The sequence below is a fragment of the Streptomyces sp. NPDC093071 genome, from assembly GCF_044754545.1.
Taxonomy (GTDB): Bacteria; Actinomycetota; Actinomycetes; order Streptomycetales; family Streptomycetaceae; genus Streptomyces.
Window position 1 is genome coordinate 128,099 of record NZ_JBIVPH010000010.1, and the last position, 17,318, is coordinate 145,416.

A 17,318-nucleotide genomic window follows, 5' to 3' on the forward strand; every position below is an offset into this window, starting at 1 on the left:
CCGTCGTCTCCGGGGGCCTCCGGGGCCCGGGGATCGCCGGGGCCGGGGGCCTCCGGGGCCCGGGGGCCGTCGGAGTCCGCGCCGGTGCCCGCCGAGAGCCCAACCGGGCCCAGGTGGCGCCTACTCCTCGCTCTTGGTCGCCGTCGCCTTCGCGCTCGGCTTCGCGGACGCGCCCTTGGAGGGCTCGACGGCGCCGCCCGCGTCGGCGGTGGAGCCGGCGCCCGGGGAGGCGGAGCCCGAGGGCTTCGGCGGGGTGGAGGCGGTGGGCTTCTGGCAGCCGGGCTGCTTGGCCATCGCCTGGCCGAGCTCGCCCTCCTCCAGCTTGGCCAGGGCCTGCTGGTCCATCTTCTCGATCTTGGTCAGCCCGTTGGCGACGTTCTGGAGGCCGTCCGCGAACTTCTGCTGGTTCGACGGGTCCAGCGCGTCGACCTGCTTCTTGAGCCCCTCGTAGGCCACCGCGGTCTCGTTGAGCTCCTTGATCGCGTCCTGCTTGACCTTCTCGCCGTTCTCCACGGGCGGGGCGCCGGCACTCTCCACGGCCTTGGCGAGGGCGCGGTCGGCGTCGGCGATGTCCTGGAACGCCTTCGAGTCCGCGGCCTGGATCTCGGCGGGCTTGCTGTCGGCCGCCGTCGAGATGATGATCTGGTGGGCGTCGGCCCGCTTCTGGATCTGGGGCTTGGCCTGGTCGCAGAACGTCTTCGCCCAGTCGTCCACCTTGTTGCCCTCGTCGTCGCTGCAACCCGACAGCGCGAGCACCAGTACCGCGCCGCCGGACAGTGCGGCCGCAAGCTTCTTGTTCACCGGATCGGTCCCTTCCAAGGCTCTCGGCCCCGGAACATACACGCCGAACGGGCTACTTCCACCTTTCGTACGACTGATTCATCCGGGATTGAAGCCTTTTGAACCAAGGGAGAGACCGCTCACGTTTCCCCGGCGTCTCCCTGGACGAGACGGACGCGGCGTCAGGAGACCTCCACGGAGCGCCGCTTGGAGAGCAGCACGGCGGTGGCGACGACGAGCAGCGCGACCGCGGCGACGCCCGCCCGCGCCCAGGGGTTCGCGTCGTCCCCGTGGCCGAACCGCACGACCGCCGGGGCGATGAGGAGCGCGACCAGGTTCATCACCTTCAGGAGGGGGTTGATCGCCGGTCCCGCCGTGTCCTTGAACGGGTCGCCGACGGTGTCCCCGATGACGGTCGCCGCGTGCGCCTCGCCGCCCTTGCCGCCGTGGTGCCCGTCCTCGACCAGCTTCTTCGCGTTGTCCCAGGCGCCACCGGAGTTGGCGAGGAAGACCGCCATCAGCGCCCCCGTGCCGATCGCCCCGGCGAGGTACGCGCCGAGCGGGCCGACGCCGAGCGCGAAGCCCACCGCGATCGGGGCCGTCACGGCGAGCAGCCCGGGCGTGGCGAGTTCGCGCAGCGCGTCCTTGGTGCAGATGTCGACGACCCGCCCGTACTCCGGCTTCTCGGTGAAGTCCATGATCCCGGGGTGCTCGCGGAACTGCCGCCGCACCTCGTACACCACCGATCCCGCCGACCGGGACACGGCGTTGACGGCGAGGCCCGAGAAGAGGAAGACGACCGAGGAGCCGAGGATCAGGCCGAAGAGGTTGTTGGGCTGCGAGACGTCCATCGAGAGCGTCAGCGCGCCCGCCTCCGCGCCGACGTCGGCGACCGCGGTCGCGATGGCGTCCCGGTACGAGCCGAAGAGCGCGGCGGCGGCCAGGACGGCGGTGGCGATGGCGATGCCCTTGGTGATGGCCTTGGTCGTGTTGCCGACGGCGTCCAGCTCGGTCAGGACCCGCGCGCCCGCGCCCTCGACGTCCCCGGACATCTCCGCGATGCCCTGGGCGTTGTCCGCGACCGGGCCGAAGGTGTCCATGGCGACGATCACGCCGACGGTGGTGAGCAGGCCCGTCCCGGCGAGCGCGACCGCGAAGAGCGCCAGCACGATCGAGGTCCCGCCGAGCAGGAACGCCCCGTACACGGTGAGTCCGATGAGGAGCGCCGTGTAGACGGCGGACTCCATGCCGAGGGCCACGCCCGCGAGGACGACGGTCGCGGGGCCGGTGAGCGAGGACTTCCCGATGTCCCGTACGGGCCGCCGGTTCGTCTCGGTGAAGTAGCCGGTGAGCTGCTGGATGAGCGCGGCGAGGACGATGCCGAGGGCGACGGCGACCAGGGCGAGGACGCGCGGGTCGCCCCCGTGGCCGGGGACGCCGGGCTCGGTGACGCCCTCCAGGTCGGCGTAGGAGGACGGCAGGTAGGCGAAGGCGGCGACGGCGACGAGCCCGAGCGAGACCACCGCCGAGACGAGGAAGCCGCGGTTGATCGCGCTCATCCCGCCGCGGTCGGTGCGCCGGGGCGAGACGGCGAGGATGCCGATCACGGCGGTGACCACGCCGATCGCGGGCACGATCAGGGGGAAGGCGAGACCGTGGTCGCCGAAGGCGGCCTTGCCGAGGATGAGCGCGGCGACCAGGGTGACGGCGTACGACTCGAAGAGGTCGGCCGCCATGCCGGCGCAGTCGCCGACGTTGTCCCCCACGTTGTCGGCGATGGTGGCGGCGTTGCGCGGGTCGTCCTCCGGGATGCCCTGCTCGACCTTGCCGACCAGGTCGGCGCCGACGTCGGCGGCCTTGGTGAAGATGCCGCCGCCCACGCGCATGAACATGGCGATGAGCGCCGCGCCGAGCCCGAATCCCTCCAGGACCTTGGGCGCGTCGGCGGCGTAGACGAGGACGACGCAGGCGACGCCGAGCAGCCCGAGGCCGACGGTGCACATGCCGACGGCCCCGCCGGTGCGGAAGGCGATCCGCATGGCCCGGTGGGTGGCCTCGGCCGGGTCCCCCTCCGGTCCGCCCGGTACCGGGGCGGCGTCCCGGGCCGCGGCGGCGACCCGGACGTTCGCCCGTACGGCGAGCCTCATGCCGAGGTAGCCGGTGGTCGCCGAGAACAACGCCCCGACCAGGAAGAACAGGGACCGTCCGGCCCGCTGCGACCAGGTGTCGGCGGGCAGCGCGAGGAGCAGGAGGAACACGGCGGCGGCGAAGACGGCGAGGGTCCGCAGCTGCCGCGCGAGATAGGCGTTGGCCCCTTCCTGCACGGCGGCGGCGATCTCCCGCATCCGCTCGGTGCCCTCGCCGGCCGCGAGCACCCGGCGGGCGAAGACCCACGCGACGACCAGCGCGGCGAGGGCGACGGCCGCGACGCCGACCACGATCGCCCGGTTCCCGCTCGTGAGCACCGCCGCGGCGAGGGAGGTCGGGTCCGTGAGAAGGAAAGCGGGGTCGTCCATGGAGACGGATCATAGGGAGACGAACCGGAACATACGGGGACCCTGGGGCCGCCCGCGCGGATGCGTCAACCCGCAGCCCGACGTCCCGGAATGCGGCCCAGGGGCACCCCGGGACGCCCCTGGACACGGGAAGAGGCCCTGCCGGGGGCAGGGCCTCTTCCCGTACCGCCGCTTTCGCGTCGGCCGGGTCCGGGGGCGTCTCAGGACAGGACGTCCGCCGAACTCACCGGCCAGGTCATGCGGAGGGTGCCGCCGTCCGCGCCGGCGCTCACCTCGACGTCGTCGACGAGTCCGCGGATCACCGCGAGACCCATCTCGTCCTCACCGTCGGCGTCGTCGAAGTCCTCGGCCGGGGCCTCGGCGCGCGCGCCGGGCACCCCGACGGCATCGGCCGCCGCCACCCCCGCTCCCGGGACCTCGTCGCCGACCTCGATGGAGAAGGACTTCTCCTCCTCGGTCAGGACGACCCGGATGGGGGTCGTGACGTCGTTGCTGCGGTGCAGCCCGACGGCACGGGAACACGCCTCGCCGACGGCGAGCCGCACCTCGTCGAGGACCGCCTCGTCCACCCCCGCCCGGCGCGCCACCGCGGCCGCCACCAGGCGGGCCGTCCGGACGTGCTCGGGCTGGGCGCTGAAGCGGAGTTCAACGGTGGCCATGCGAACCCCCCGGGCTCAGTCGACGGCGTTGACGGCCTCGTCGACCGAGGTGTGGATCGGGAACACCTTGGTGAGACCCGTGATCCGGAAAATCTTGAGAATGCGCTCCTGGTTGCAGACGAGGCGCAGCGAGCCCTCGTGGGCACGGACGCGCTTCAGGCCGCCGACGAGCACACCGAGACCGGTGGAGTCGAGGAAGTCCACGCTCTCCATATCGACGACCAGGTGGTAGCTGCCGTCGTTCACCAACTCGACCAACTGCTCGCGCAGCTTGGGCGCGGTATACACATCAATCTCGCCACCGACCTCGACGACCGTACGGTCACCACCAGCACCGGTCACGTTGCGAGTCGACAGGGACAGGTCCACGGATCCTCCAGCACCTTGCTATCGGGCGATCGTTCTCTCGGGGCTCCCGGACGGGGCCGAGGAACGGATCGCCAGCCGCGATGGCATTCAATCACTTACCAACAGCCATGCACGACGCCTTGGAAGCATTGTCCGTCATGGCAGTGACACACTCGATGCCGATGGCCAAGAATCACCGCCCCAGTCGTCCCGCCGGGGACAAGGGCAGCCGCCCCTCTCCCGACATGCTCCTCGACCGGCTCTCCTCGGGCGAGAGCCGAGCCGCGCGCATCACTCATACGGAGCACATGCCCGCCCGGGCGGGTCGTCATGCGGTCTGGCCGCACCGCATCCGTCCGGAGGTGATCGCGGCGGTCCGGGAGGCCGGGATCGAGCACCCCTGGGCCCATCAGGCACAGGCCGCCGAGCACGCCCTCGACGGCGAGTCCGTGGTGATCGCCACCGGTACCGCCTCGGGCAAGTCGCTCGCCTACCTCGCCCCGGTCCTCAGCACCCTCCTGGACGGCTCCGAGGCCCCGAACGGGCGCGGGGCCACCGCCCTCTACCTCTCCCCCACCAAGGCCCTCGCCGCCGACCAGCGGCGCGCCGTGCGGGAACTGGCCGCCCCGCTCGGCAACCGGATCCGCCCCGCCCTCTACGACGGCGACACGCCGGTCGAGGAGCGCGAGTGGGTCCGCCAGTACGCGAACTACGTGCTCACCAACCCCGACATGCTGCACCGGGGCCTGCTCCCCTCCCACCCCCGGTGGTCCTCCTTCCTGCGCGCCCTGCGCTACGTCGTGATCGACGAGTGCCACACCTACCGGGGCGTCTTCGGCTCCCACGTCGCCCAGGTGCTGCGGCGCCTGCGCCGGATCTGCGCCCGGTACGGCTCCGAGCCGGTCTTCCTCCTCGCCTCGGCCACCTCCGCCGACCCCGCCCGGGCCGCCGGCCGCCTCACCGGCCTGCCGGTCACCGAGGTCTCCGACGACGCCTCCCCGCGCGGCGAGCTGGTCTTCGCCCTGTGGGAGCCGCCGCTGACCGAGCTGAGCGGCGAGCGCGGCGCGCCCGTGCGCCGCACGGCCACCGCCGAGACCGCCGACCTGCTGACCGCCCTGACCCGGCAGGGCGCCCGCTCGGTCGCCTTCGTACGGTCCCGGCGCGGCGCCGAGCTGATCTCGGTGATCGCCCAGGAGCGGCTCGCCGAGACCGACCGCGCGCTGGCCCGCCGCGTCGCCGCCTACCGGGGCGGCTACCTGCCCGAGGAGCGCCGCGCCCTGGAGCGGTCCCTGCACTCCGGGGAGCTCCTGGGCCTGGCCGCCACGACCGCCCTGGAGCTGGGCGTGGACGTCTCGGGCCTGGACGCCGTCCTGATCGCCGGTTACCCGGGGACCAGGGCCTCCCTGTGGCAGCAGGCGGGCCGCGCCGGCCGTTCGGGCGAGGGCGCCCTCGCGATCATGGTCGCCCGGGACGACCCGCTGGACACCTTCCTGGTCCACCACCCGGAGGCGATCTTCGAGCAGCCGGTCGAGTCGACCGTCCTGGACCCCGACAACCCGTACGTCCTCGCCCCCCATCTGTGCGCGGCGGCGGCGGAGCTGCCGCTCACCGAACCCGACCTGGCCCTCTTCGGCCCGGCCGTCCCCGACCTGCTCCCCCAGCTGGAGACGGCCGGGCTCCTGCGCCGCCGTCCCACCGGCTGGTACTGGACCCGCCGCGAGCGGGCCGCCGACCTCACCGACATCCGGGGCGGCGGCGGGAGCCCCGTGCAGATCGTGGAGGCCGGCACCGGCCGCCTCCTCGGTACGGTCGACGAGGCGGCCTCCCACGCCTCCGTCCACGAGGGCGCCGTCCACCTCCACCAGGGCCGCACCTACCTGGTGCGGGAGCTGGACCTCAAGGACTCCGTGGCCCTCGTGGAAGAGGCCGTCCCGCCGTACTCCACCACCGCTCGCGACACCACCTCCATCGCCGTCCTCGACACCGACACCGAGGTCCCCTGGGGAGCCGGCCGCCTCTGCTACGGCTCCGTCGAGGTCACCAACCAGGTCGTCTCCTTCCTCCGCCGCCGTCTCATCACGGGCGAGGTCCTCGGCGAGACCAAGCTCGACCTGCCGCCCCGCACCCTGCGCACCCGCGCCGTGTGGTGGACGGTCACCGAGGACCAGCTCGACGCGGCCCGGGTCGGCCCGGAGATCCTCGGCGGCGCCCTGCACGCCGCCGAGCACGCCTCCATCGGGATGCTGCCGCTCTTCGCCACCTGCGACCGCTGGGACATCGGCGGCGTCTCCGTCCCGCTCCACCCCGACACCCTGCTGCCCACCGTCTTCGTGTACGACGGGCACCCGGGCGGCGCGGGCTTCGCCGAGCGGGCCTTCCACACGGCCCGCGCCTGGCTGACGGCCACCCGGGAGGCCATCGCCTCCTGCGAGTGCGAGGCGGGCTGCCCCTCCTGCATCCAGTCCCCGAAGTGCGGCAACGGCAACGACCCCCTCCACAAGCGCGGCGCGGTCCGCCTCCTCACGGAACTCCTCCGCGAGGCCCCGGAAGACCGGGAGACGGCCCCGGGGGCGGCTCCGGCTGACCTTGCGGGCCCGGCAGGAGTTCCGGAGGCCCCGCGCGCGACCTGACCTCCGGCCGGTACGGGCCGCCTGCCACCCGCGCGGTCACCTCGGCCAGCTCGCCCCGCACCGCGCACCGCACCACCTCGGCGCCCTGTGCGCCGGCCACCCGGGAGGCCGCCGCGCACGCCTCGGCCTCGCCCCACAGGGCCCGGTCGGCGGCGGCGAGGACGGCCAGGTCGGCGGCCCCACCGGCCCGGTGCCGGGCCGCCACCGCCTGTCCCAGCGCGAGCACCGCCCCGAACACCACGCACAGCGCACAGGCCGCGAACGCCGTCCACACGGTCGCCGCACCCCGGTCCCCTCGCCGCCCAGATCCCCGCCGCTCGGATCCCCACCGGCCGGACCGCCACCGGTCGGACCGCCGCCAGCCGGATCCCCACCGACCGGGCCACCGGCGACCGGCCCTCACGGCAGGCTCCCGGGTCCCGAAGGCCCGGAATCCGTGACCCCGAGCTCCCCGCCCCCGCCCCCGGCGTCTCCGATGCCCAAGGCCCCGGTCGCCGCGCCGCCCTCCGCGAGGAGCCCGGTGTCCTCCGCGAGGGCCGCCGCGTCCGCCCGTAGGGTGAGGCCCAGGCCCCGAGGGCCGGGGGCCACCGCCTCCACCGTCACCCGCCACAGCTCGCCCGAGCGCGTCACCGACACCCGGGCGCCCTCGGGAGCCGTGGTCCTCGCGGCCGCCTCCGCGGCGGCCATCGGCTCCGAACGGGCCGCCGCCCGCGCCCCCGCCCGAGCCGCGTCCACGCACCGGATCTGCGCGGCGGACGCGGCCAGCGCCCAGAGCAGGGTCACCGTGAACAGCGCCAGGACGGGGAGGACCATCGCCGCCTCCACGGTCGCGAAGCCCCGGTCAGAACGACGCATCGAGCGCCTTCCCGATCATCGACTCCAGCGCTCCCGAGACCGTCCCGCTGGTCACGACCTTGTAGAGCACCGCGGCGAACGCCGCCGCCGCGATCGTCCCCACCGCGTACTCGGCCGTGCTCATCCCCGCGTCGCGGCGCGCCGCCTCCCGTCGTGCCCGCCACCATCCGCCGACCCGGTCCCTGACCGCCGTCGCCATCGCTGCCGCCGTAACCGCCATGTCGTTCTCCTCGTCATCGTCGGTGCTGTTGTCGTCATGCCGTGTCTTTCGGGCGTCGTCACCCCTTCAGCAGGCCCGTCGCGAGGCCGATCACCACCGGGGCCACCCCCACCGCCAGGAAGGCCGGCAGGAAGCAGAGCCCCACGGGCGCGCTGATCAGGACCTGGGCCCGGCGCGCCCCGGCCGCCGCCGTACGGGTGCGGGCCGCCCTCAGGGCCGTCGCGTGCCGGGCCACGGCCTCCGCCGAGGGCGCCCCCGAGGAACCGGCCCGCTCCAGACAGCGGGCGAGCCCCATGGCTCCCGGTATCGCGCCGAACCTCCGCCACACCTCGGCCGGTTCGCCGCCGAGGCGCAGTTCGGCCGCCGTACGGGCCAGACGCTCCCCGAGCGGACCGCCCAGCGACCGGCCCACCGCCTCCACCGCCTCTCCGGGCGAGGCCCCCGAGGCGACACAGGCCGCCAACAAGTCGGCCGCGAGCGGCAGATGCCGTGCCGCTTCCTCCTCGTCGCCGTCCGGGCCGGGCGGCTTCCGGCGCCCGGGGAGCCGTCCTCGGACCCCGCAGGCCGCCAGCACGCCCGCGCCCAGGCCGGCGATCCCGCCGAAGAGCGCCCAGCCGAGGCCGGCCGCCACGACCGGCACCGTCCAGAGCGCCACCCACGGCGGCAGCTCCGTCCGGACCTTCCGGGGCGGTGGGGCCGGTGTCCCGAGGAGGTTCCGCGCCCGCCTCCGCGACCGGCGCGCCGCCGACTCGCGCAGCACCTCGCGGACGCCTTGCGCGACCAGGCACACCGCCGCCGTCAGGAGCGCCCCCGCCTGGAGGACGTCCAGCGGCGTCACGCCCGCTCACCTCCCCGTACGATCCGCGCGGCCCACCACAGCCCGGCCGCCTCCAGGGCCCCGCCCACGGCCAGGCAGCCCAGGCCGGCCGGGGTGTGGAGCAGCACCCGCAGCGGGTCGGCTCCGAGCGCCGCGCCGAGGGCGAGCCCCGCCGCAGGGAGCAGCGCGAGGACGGTCACCGTGGCCCAGGCACCGGCCAGTTCGGCCCGCAGCCGCTCCCGCTGTTCGTGGTGGCCCCGCAGGGAGGCCTCCAGCCGGTCGAGTCCGGCGGCCAGGCCCGCGCCCCCGTCGACGGCCACCTGCCAGCAGGCCGCCATGCCCGCGAGGCCGTCGGCGCCGTCCTGCCGGGAGGCCCTCCGCAGGGCCTCCGGCACGTCCCCGCCGAACCGGGCCGCCGCGAGCACCCGCGCCTCCTCGTCGCCCAGGGCGCCGGTCTCCCGGGCCGCGAAGGACAGCGCCTGCGCGGGCTGCCGGCCGGATCGCAACTCCCCGACGGCCGCCCCGCACAGGGCCACGACCCGCTCGGCCCGCGCCTCCCGCTCCCTCCGCCGCCCGGCGGCCCGCAGCCGCCGACCGACCAGGGGCACCGCGAGCGCCCCCGCCACCAGCGGCAGCGGCGACTCCCCGAGCAGCGCGATCACCCCCGCCACCGGTAGGCACAGCCACGCGCGCCGCCCCCGCAGCAGGGCCCACCAGCGCGTGACCACCACCACCCGTGCCCTGCCGGGCCCTTCGGGCACACCGCCCGCGAGGACCGCCCGCGCCCGGCCGGTCCCGCGCCGCCGCTCGACCGCCCACCACAGGGCGAACCCCGCGCAGAGCACCGCAGCGCCCTGCGCCGCGCCCCGCACCGCTTCCAGCTCGGCCGTCATCACGCTCCGCCTCCGATCAGCGTCCTCAACCGGTCCCAGCCCCGCTCCCGTGCGAACCCGGCCGCGCCCCACCGGAGCGCGGGGACCGTCCGGACCAGCCCCTCCCGGTCGCGCTCCAGGACGTGGACCTCGGCGATCCGCCGCCGCCCGTCCCGGTCCCGCACCACGTGGAGCACGGCCGAGAGCCCGGCGCCCAACTGGCTGTGCAGGGCGGCCCGGTCGAGCCCTGCCGCCGTCCCCAGGGCTTCGAGCCGCGCCGGGACGTCCGCCGCCGTGTTGGCGTGGACCGTTCCGCAGCCCCCTTCGTGGCCCGTGTTCAGGGCCGCGAGGAGGTCCACGGCCTCCCCTCCGCGCACCTCGCCGACCACCAGCCGGTCGGGCCGCATCCGCAGCGCCTGCCGGACCAGGTCCCGCAGGGTGACAAGCCCGGCGCCCTCCTGGTTGGCGGGCCGCGCCTCCAGGCGCACCACGTGCGGGTGGTCGGGCCGCAGCTCCGCCGAGTCCTCGGCGAGCACGATCCGCTCCCGCTCCCCCACCAGGCCGAGCAGGGAGGCGAGGAGCGTGGTCTTCCCCGTGCCCGTGCCTCCGCTGACCAGGTACGAGACCCGGGCGTCGATCAGGGCCCGCAGGACGGGGGCGCCGCCGGGCGGCACCGTGCCCGCCGCGGCCAGCTCCTCCAGGGAGAAGGCCCGCGGACGCACCACCCGCAGCGAGAGGCAGGTCGAGCCGACCGCCACCGGCGGCAGCACCGCGTGCATCCGGGTGCCGTCGGGGAGCCGGGCGTCCACCCAGGGGCGGGCGTCGTCGAGCCTGCGCCCGGCGACGGCCGCGAGCCGCTGCGCGAGCCTGCGGACGGCGGCGGCGTCGGGGAAGGCCACCGGGACCCGTTCGAGCCCGGTGCCCCGGTCCACCCACACCCGGTCGGGGGCGGAGACCAGGACGTCGGTGACCGCCGGGTCGGCGAGCAGCGGTTCGAGGGGGCCGGTGCCGATCAGTTCACACCGCAACTCCTCGGCCGCTCCGAGCACTTCCGCGTCGCCGAGCAACCTTCCCTGGGCCCGCAGCGCCGCCGCGACCCGGGCCGGGGTGGGCTCGGCCCCGCTCGCCGCGAGCCGTTGCCGCACGGCGTCGAGCAGGCCCGTGCCGCCGCCTTCGCCCCAGGCCCCGGTCATGCCGCACCGCCGGGCGTGAACACGCGCTCCCAGAAGGCGGCGCAGAACCGGCCGAGCGACCCCCGGGGCTCGGCGCCCGGCGGAAGCCCCGCGTCCTGGTCGGCCACGATCCCCGGGTCGTAGGGGAGTTCACCGACGAGCGGCAGCCGCAGCGCGTCGGCGACCCACCGCTCGTCGAGTCCCGTCGCGTAGGGCCCGCGCACCACGGCCCGCAGGTCGCGCACGGCCGTCCCGAGGGTCGCGGCCACCCGGTGGGCCGCCGCGACGGCCCGCAGTTCGCCGGGCACGACGAGCAGTCCGAGGTCGAGCTGGGCCAGGGCCTCGGCGGTCGGCAGGTCTCCGCCGCGCGGCAGGTCGACCACGACGACCCCGCCCCGGCGGCGCGCGGCGGCGAGCACGGACCGCACGGCCTCGGGCGGCACCGGCGGCGCGGGCTCCCTGCCCCAGCTGAGCACCCGGACTCCCCGCACGGACGGCAGGGACTCCTCCAGGGCGCCGCTCGCGAGTCGGCCCTTGGAGGCGACGAAGTCGGGCCACCTCCTGCCCTCCTCGCGCTCGCCGCCGAGCAGCACGTCGAGGCCGCCGCCCAGCGGGTCCCCGTCCACGAGGAGGGTGCGCCGCCCGGTTCCGGCGGCGGCGAGGGCGAGACCGCAGGCCAGGGTGGAGGCGCCCGCGCCTCCACGACCGCCGACGACGCCGACGGTCAGCGCCTGCCGGCCCACCCCTTCGGCCGCGTCGGCGATGCGGTCCACGAGCAGGCCCTCGGCGTCCGGGAGCCGCAGCACGCCCTCCGCGCCGATCTCCACGGCGAGGCGCCACACCCCCGGATCGTCCCGGTCGCGTCCGACCAGGAGGGTCCCCGGCCGGCGCACCGCTCCCCGGCAGCGGGCGGCGGCGTCGTCACCGACCAGGACGAGCGGCGGGTCCGTCCAGCCCGACCGCCGCTCGGGCACCCGGTGGTGCACCTCGGGCTCGACCCCGGCCGCCGCGCACAGCCGGAGCAGGTCGTCGAGCAGCCCGAAGTCCTCGGTGACGATCAGCGGCCCGGCCCGCCGCACCTCCCCCACGCCCCGAGCCTCCGAGTCCGGCTCCCCCGCGCCCCGACCCTCCGGACCGGGCTCCCCCGGGCTGGATCCCCTTGAGCCCGGCCCTCCCGGGCCGGACCCCCTCGGGCCCGGCTCTCCTCGACCCGGTTCCTCCGGCCCCCGCGCCCCGGACCGCCTCGCCCCTGCTCCCGCCGACCACACGCCCCGGCCCGTGCTCCCGCTCCCGGAAGTCCTGGATGCCTCCACGGCACACACCCCTCTCGTGATTCCCGCCGTCCGCGAACTTCGCGACAGGAATCACCGTGGGGCCGTCCGGGAAATCGTGGGGATCTCAACGAAAAACTGTGGATAAGGGAGGGCCTGTGAATAACCGGGCCACCCCTCTGAAGGCTCCCCGGAACGCATCCTGCCGGTTACCCTGAGTGAGGAATCAAGGGCGCGACAGCCCGATGGCCGGCTCGCGGCCGTGAGGTGAAGAGAAGGGAGCGGGCGATGTCACGCAGGCCCAAAACGGCTCCGGACATGCGACGACCCCCGCCGGGGGGGAGAGCGGGGGTCGTCTCTCCGGCCGACTCGGGGGGGGAGGAGCCGGACCGGGGTAGCACGGTCGCGAACGATCCGTGACTTCCATGGTGTACCCGAGAGGCTTCTCAGGCAAACCCACGCGCCCCAGCGTACGCCGAATGGCGGGCACCTATGCTCGGGCTCGTGGAAAACCACTCCTTGCCGCGCGCAGCCGCCTTCTTCGACCTGGACAAGACGGTCATTGCGAAGTCCTCGACGCTGACCTTCAGCAAGTCCTTCTACCGGGGCGGGCTGATCAGCCGCCGTGCCGCCCTGCGGACGGCCTACATCCAGTTCGTCTTCCTGGCGGGCGGTGCCGATCACGACCAGATGGAGCGGATGCGCGAATATCTTTCCGCGCTCTGCAAAGGCTGGAACGTCGCCCAGGTGAAGGAGCTCGTCGCCGAGACCCTTCACGACCTGATCGACCCGATCATCTACGACGAGGCGGCCTCCCTCATCGAGGCCCATCACGCCGCCGGCCGGGATGTCGTCATCGTCTCGACCTCGGGCGCCGAGGTGGTCGAGCCGATCGGCGAGATGCTCGGGGCCGACCGGGTCGTCGCCACCCGGATGGTGGTCGGCGCGGACGGCTGCTTCACCGGGGAGGTGGAGTACTACGCCTACGGCCCCACGAAGGCCGAGGCCGTCCGGGAGCTCGCGAAGTCGGAGGGCTACGACCTCTCGCGCTGCTACGCGTACAGCGACTCGGCGACCGACATCCCCATGCTGGAGGCCGTCGGCCACCCGCACGCCGTCAACCCCGACCGGGCGCTGCGCCGCGAGGCCGTCGCCCGGGAGTGGCCGGTCCTCTCCTTCGACAAGCCGGTCCGCCTCAAGCAGCGGCTGCCGGAGTTCCGGATGCCGCCCCGGCCGGCACTCGTCGCCGCGGCGGCCGTGGGAGCGGCCGCTGTCGGAGCCGGGCTCGTCTGGTACGCCGCCCGGCGTCGCCAGGCCGCTCTCGCCGCCCCTCGGACCGTCGGCGGCTTTGCCCGAATTTGAGCGAATCCCGAAGAAGTGGAACCAGCACTTTCGCTTCCACCCCAAGAGGAGTAAAAAGGAATCAGGCCCGCGAGACCTGGGACATCCGAGAGGATCACCTGTTGAGCATGAAGGCCCCACGGACCTAGCACGAAAGCCAGGTACCCACGCGACGTCGACCCGTCGATTACGGGCCAGCCGCACCAGGCCACGGGCAAAGTTCCCGGCCTGATGGGCACATATCGAGGACGCTTGGTAACTGGGTGGACGTGCCAGCGGCGGTACCCGAAAAGGTACCGCCGCAACCCTTTTCGGGCCCCGGAGCCGGACCGCCCCGGACCCCGATCCTCAGGCTCCGATCCCCCGGGCCCCGACCCTCAGGCCGCGCCGCGCTGGAGCGCCTCGCAGACCGCCGTCGACTCCCGGACCCCCAGCTCCACCGAGCGTCCGCAGTGCGCGATCCAGGCGCCCACGCCCTCCGGGGTCCCCGACAGGTACCCCTCGAACGCGGCGAGGTACGCGGCCCGGCCCTGCTCCGCGTGGCCGACCTCGGCCGGACAGATCGCCTTGGGGTCCAGACCGCTGCCGACGAGCGCGATCCGCTCGGCCGCCCGCGCGACCAGGCCGTTGTACGAGGTGAAGGGGCGCAGCGCGAGCAGTTCGCCGTGCACCACGGAGGACGTCACGAGCGCCGGGGCGCCACTGCCCGCGACGATCAGTTCCGCGAGGCCGTCGAGCCGTCCGGCGACCTCGGCGGGCGTCGGCACCGGCCCCTCGATCAGCGGTTCGTCGACCTTCTCGCCGTCCAGCCGGGGCCGCCCCACCGAGTCGTCCGGGTCGCCCGCGGCGACCAGGTGGAGACGGGCGAGCACGCGCAGCGGCGACTGGCGCCAGATGGAGAGGAGCTGCCCGGCCTCGGCGCCCAGCCGCAGGGCGGCGCCGACCGTGCGGGCCTCGGGATCGGCGCCGAAGTCGGTGCGCCGGCGGACCTCTTCCAGGGCCCAGTCGGCACCGGACAGGGCGGCCGAGCCGCGCGCTCCGCGCAGGGCCGCCTCGGAGGAGATCTCGTTGCTGCGGCGGCGCATCACGCGGTGGCCGTAGACCCGGTCGACGGCCTTGCGTACGGAGTCCACCGCGTCGGCGACGCCCGGCAGGGAGCCGAGCGCGGCCAGGGGGTCAGAGGCGTGCGTACTCATAAGTAGGGAGGCTACGCGCCCGGGCGCCCCGCCCCACGATGGAGTGGTCTTCTTCACGCGAACCGACCACGTTTGGCGATCGTGCGGCTACCCTAGGTGAACATGAAGATCGCTTTCGTCGGGAAGGGCGGCAGCGGCAAGACCACGCTGTCCTCGCTCTTCATCCGTCACCTCGCCGCCAACGAAGCTCCGGTCGTCGCCGTCGACGCGGACATCAACCAGCATCTGGGCGCCGCGCTCGGCCTGTCCGAGGCGGAGGCCGCCGAGCTGCCCGCGATGGGCGCGCACCTGCCGCTCATCAAGGAGTACCTGCGGGGCACCAATCCGCGGATCGTCTCCGCCGACACGATGATCAAGACAACCCCGCCCGGGGAGGGCTCCCGGCTGCTGCGGGTCCGTGAGGACAATCCGGTGTACGGGGCGTGCGCGCGCCCGGTCCGGCTGGACGACGGCGAGGTCCGGCTGATGGCGACCGGCCCCTTCACGGAGTCGGACCTCGGGGTCGCCTGCTACCACTCGAAGGTCGGCGCGGTGGAGCTCTGCCTGAACCACCTGGTCGACGGCGCCGACGAGTACGTGGTCGTCGACATGACGGCGGGCTCGGACTCCTTCGCCTCCGGCCTCTTCACCCGCTTCGACATGACCTTCCTGGTGGCGGAGCCGACCCGCAAGGGGGTCTCGGTCTACCGCCAGTACAAGGAGTACGCGCGGGACTTCGGCGTCGCGCTCAAGGTCGTCGGGAACAAGGTGCAGGGCCCGGACGACCTGGACTTCCTGCGCGAGGAGGTCGGGGAGGACCTGCTCGTGACCGTGGGCCACTCGGACTGGGTCCGGGCGATGGAGAAGGGCCGCCCGTCCCGCTTCGAGCTCCTGGAGGCGGAGAACCGCATGTCGCTCCAGGCCCTCCAGGACGCGGCGGACGACTCGTACGCCCAGCGCGACTGGGAGCGGTACACCCGGCAGATGGTCCACTTCCACCTGCGGAACGCGGAGAGCTGGGGCAACGCGAAGACCGGGGCCGACCTGGCGGCGCAGGTCGACCCCGGTTTCGTGCTCGGCGAGCCGCTGGCGGTGTAGCGGCCGCCTCCGGGCCGGGTCAGCCCGCCGCGGGAGCGGCGGCGCCCACCGGCTTCGCCGGGGAGGCGGGGGAGGCCGGCGAGGAGAGGAAGGCCTTCCAGCCGGCCGCCGGGGCCTCGCCGACCTTCAGGGTGCGCATCTTGGCGACGACGTCCGGGTCCTGGGCGTCGAGCCAGTCGGCGAGCTGGCGGAAGGAGACGCACTTGACGTCCTTCTGCACGCAGACGGTGGCGATGGTCTCCTCGACGGCCCGCATGTACGTGCCGCCGTTCCAGGACTCGAAGTGGTTGCCGATGATCAGCGGCGCGCGGTTGCCCCGGTAGGAGCGCTCGAAGGCCTGCACCAGGCCGTCCCGCATCTGGTCGCCCCAGTACCGGTGCTGGGCGGGGTTGCCCTGGGTGGTGCCGGGGGACTGGTTGACCAGGAAGTTGTAGTCCATGGACAGCGTCTGGAAGGCGCGGCCGGGGACGGGCACGAGCTGCAGCGACAGGTCCCAGAGGCCCAGGTCCTTCTTGGGCCAGATCTGGTCGTTGACGCCGCTGGTGTCGTAGCGGAAGCCCATCTGCGCCGCCGCCTGGACGAAGTTCTTCCGGCCCTCCAGGCAGGGGGTGCGGGCGCCGACGAGTTCCTTGTCGTAGTCGAAGGGCAGCGGCTGTTCGGCGCGCAGTCCGGCGTTCGTCTTCCAGGTCTTGACGAAGGACTTGGCCTGGTTGATCTCGCTCTTCCACTCCTCGACGGACCAGGTGCCGACGCCGCCGTCGGGGCCGCAGAAGTGCCCGTTGAAGTGGGTGCCGATCTCGTTGCCGTCCTGCCAGGCGCCGCGGAGTTCGCGGACGGTGGCGCGGATGCCCTCGGTGTCGTTGAAGCCGATGTCGGAGCGGCCGGTGCCGTGCTGCGGCGGGTCGTAGAGGTTCCGCTTCTCCTCGGGCAGCAGGTACACGCCGCTGAGGAAGTAGGTCATGGTGGCGTTGTACTTCTTGCCCACCTCGCGGAAGTGGGAGAACAGCTTCTGGCTGTCCTCGCCCGCGCCGTCCCACGAGAAGACCACGAACTGCGGCGGGGTCTCCCCCGGCTTGAGCCGCTGCCAGCTCGGCTGCTTCGGCTGGGCGCCGGTGAAGGCGGTCGAGCCGTCGCCGATCAGCCGGGGCATCGTCCGCGGGGCCGCGGCCGGGCCCTTCTCGACGCCGGGGCCGCCGCCCGCCGTGCCCTTCGTGGCGTCGTCCCCGGAGCCCGAACAGCCGGCGACGCCGGTGATCAGGGCGACGGTGAGGGCGCCGGCGGCGAGCGCCCTCCTCTGGGCAGTGGTCCTTCTCCCGGCGGCTGTCATCCGCCCACCTCTCCTCGGTTCCGTGCGAGCGGCGCCAACGTCGCACCGCGACGGCCGGTGAGATGAAACGACAAGCGGGAAAGTGCCGGTCGATCACTAGAACAGGTGAATCATTGCCCCATTCGCCCGGAAAGTACCACCCGGTTCTTTACTCTCCATTACGATCCATTTACTGAGCGTTGATGTTTTCTTCGAAGGGTCTCCCCCGAGACCCCACGCACATCCCGCCGCTGTACG

At 74.1% G+C, this 17,318-nt stretch carries 16 protein-coding genes; 3 read left to right on the forward strand and 13 right to left on the reverse strand.

Annotated features, from left to right (window positions below):
• Positions 1-120: 120 nt before the first annotated feature.
• The 4 genes from ACIQD7_RS28670 to ACIQD7_RS28685 form a co-directional block, all read right to left on the reverse strand.
• Positions 121-801 (reverse strand): small secreted protein, encoded by a 681-nt coding sequence (locus ACIQD7_RS28670; protein ID WP_402445336.1) that lies wholly within the window; start codon positions 799-801, stop codon positions 121-123.
• A gap of 161 nt (positions 802-962) precedes the next feature.
• Positions 963-3,296 (reverse strand): sodium-translocating pyrophosphatase, encoded by a 2,334-nt coding sequence (locus ACIQD7_RS28675; RefSeq protein WP_402445338.1) that lies wholly within the window; start codon positions 3,294-3,296, stop codon positions 963-965.
• 200 nt (positions 3,297-3,496) lie between these two features.
• Positions 3,497-3,955, reverse strand: coding sequence for an ATP-binding protein (locus tag ACIQD7_RS28680; RefSeq protein ID WP_121830223.1), 459 nt, complete (start codon positions 3,953-3,955; stop codon positions 3,497-3,499).
• Between the two features lie 15 nt (positions 3,956-3,970).
• On the reverse strand, positions 3,971-4,324 hold the full coding sequence (locus ACIQD7_RS28685) for an STAS domain-containing protein (RefSeq protein ID WP_030205962.1): 354 nt from the start codon (positions 4,322-4,324) through the stop codon (positions 3,971-3,973).
• A gap of 80 nt (positions 4,325-4,404) precedes the next feature.
• On the opposite strand from ACIQD7_RS28685, the gene ACIQD7_RS28690 reads away from it, so the two are divergent.
• On the forward strand, positions 4,405-6,933 hold the full coding sequence (locus tag ACIQD7_RS28690) for a DEAD/DEAH box helicase (protein ID WP_402445340.1): 2,529 nt from the start codon (positions 4,405-4,407) through the stop codon (positions 6,931-6,933).
• On the opposite strand, the gene ACIQD7_RS28695 is transcribed toward ACIQD7_RS28690, so the two are convergent.
• From ACIQD7_RS28695 to ssd, 7 genes are all read right to left on the reverse strand, one after another.
• Positions 6,824-7,336: an Rv3654c family TadE-like protein gene (locus ACIQD7_RS28695; protein WP_402445342.1), complete on the reverse strand. Its 513-nt coding sequence runs from the start codon at positions 7,334-7,336 to the stop codon at positions 6,824-6,826. The genes ACIQD7_RS28690 and ACIQD7_RS28695 overlap by 110 nt on opposite strands.
• Positions 7,333-7,788 carry a TadE family type IV pilus minor pilin gene (locus tag ACIQD7_RS28700; protein ID WP_402445344.1) on the reverse strand — a complete coding sequence of 152 codons (456 nt, stop codon included), beginning with the start codon at positions 7,786-7,788 and terminating at the stop codon, positions 7,333-7,335. The genes ACIQD7_RS28695 and ACIQD7_RS28700 overlap by 4 nt, the downstream gene beginning before the upstream one ends.
• Positions 7,775-7,987, reverse strand: a complete 213-nt coding sequence (locus ACIQD7_RS28705; protein ID WP_121830235.1) for a DUF4244 domain-containing protein — start codon at positions 7,985-7,987, stop codon at positions 7,775-7,777. Before ACIQD7_RS28705 ends, ACIQD7_RS28700 begins: the two co-directional genes overlap by 14 nt.
• Positions 7,988-8,066: 79 nt before the next feature.
• Positions 8,067-8,837 carry a type II secretion system F family protein gene (locus ACIQD7_RS28710; protein WP_402445449.1) on the reverse strand — a complete coding sequence of 257 codons (771 nt, stop codon included), beginning with the start codon at positions 8,835-8,837 and terminating at the stop codon, positions 8,067-8,069.
• Between the two features lie 5 nt (positions 8,838-8,842).
• Complete coding sequence (locus tag ACIQD7_RS28715; RefSeq protein ID WP_402445346.1) at positions 8,843-9,718, reverse strand: type II secretion system F family protein; 876 nt, start codon at positions 9,716-9,718, stop codon at positions 8,843-8,845.
• Positions 9,718-10,890 (reverse strand): TadA family conjugal transfer-associated ATPase, encoded by a 1,173-nt coding sequence (locus tag ACIQD7_RS28720; RefSeq protein ID WP_402445348.1) that lies wholly within the window; start codon positions 10,888-10,890, stop codon positions 9,718-9,720. The genes ACIQD7_RS28715 and ACIQD7_RS28720 overlap by 1 nt, the downstream gene beginning before the upstream one ends.
• The gene (gene ssd / locus ACIQD7_RS28725) at positions 10,887-11,957 is read right to left on the reverse strand and encodes a septum site-determining protein Ssd (protein WP_402445349.1); all 1,071 of its coding nucleotides are present in this window, start codon (positions 11,955-11,957) and stop codon (positions 10,887-10,889) included. Before ssd ends, ACIQD7_RS28720 begins: the two co-directional genes overlap by 4 nt.
• A 675-nt stretch (positions 11,958-12,632) precedes the next feature.
• On the opposite strand from ssd, the gene ACIQD7_RS28730 reads away from it, so the two are divergent.
• Positions 12,633-13,502: an HAD family hydrolase gene (locus ACIQD7_RS28730; protein ID WP_402445351.1), complete on the forward strand. Its 870-nt coding sequence runs from the start codon at positions 12,633-12,635 to the stop codon at positions 13,500-13,502.
• Positions 13,503-13,858: 356 nt separating this feature from the next.
• On the opposite strand, the gene ACIQD7_RS28735 is transcribed toward ACIQD7_RS28730, so the two are convergent.
• The gene (locus ACIQD7_RS28735) at positions 13,859-14,677 is read right to left on the reverse strand and encodes an oxidoreductase (RefSeq protein WP_121830217.1); all 819 of its coding nucleotides are present in this window, start codon (positions 14,675-14,677) and stop codon (positions 13,859-13,861) included.
• Positions 14,678-14,779: 102 nt separating this feature from the next.
• Here ACIQD7_RS28735 and ACIQD7_RS28740 point away from each other — a divergent pair, with 102 nt between their 5' ends.
• A complete protein-coding gene (locus ACIQD7_RS28740; protein WP_402445353.1) occupies positions 14,780-15,754 on the forward strand; it encodes an ATP-binding protein in 975 nt (324 codons plus the stop codon).
• A 19-nt stretch (positions 15,755-15,773) separates the two neighbouring features.
• On the opposite strand, the gene ACIQD7_RS28745 is transcribed toward ACIQD7_RS28740, so the two are convergent.
• Entirely contained in the window at positions 15,774-17,081 is a 1,308-nt protein-coding gene (locus ACIQD7_RS28745; RefSeq protein ID WP_402445355.1) for a hypothetical protein, read from the reverse strand.
• Positions 17,082-17,318 lie beyond the last annotated feature (237 nt).